Genomic DNA, 239 nt, shown 5'->3' with positions numbered 1-239 from the left:
CATGCTGAATACATAGGCATGCAAAGCGAACGCGGCGAACTGAAACATCTAAGTAGCTGCAGGAAAATAAATCAACCGAGATTCCCAAAGTAGTGGCGAGCGAAATGGGAACAGCCTGTACGTGATAGTCGAGCTGATAGTGGAATCCTTTGGAAACAGGAGCCATAGCGGGTGATAGCCCCGTACACGAAATCAGAGCGGTGGTACTAAGCGTACGACAAGTAGGGCGGGACACGAGA

1 rRNA gene is annotated in these 239 nt (G+C 50.2%); it reads left to right on the top strand.

The features are described from left to right. Nucleotides 1-239 (top strand): 23S ribosomal RNA (locus tag H3H37_RS25575); the annotation flags it as partial.

It is taken from the genome of Rugamonas brunnea (assembly GCF_014042345.1).
In the GTDB taxonomy this organism is placed as follows: domain Bacteria; phylum Pseudomonadota; class Gammaproteobacteria; order Burkholderiales; family Burkholderiaceae_D; genus Rugamonas; species Rugamonas brunnea.
The sequence above is the reverse complement of the archived record's forward strand: the minus strand, read 5'-3'. Positions and strand labels throughout refer to the sequence as shown.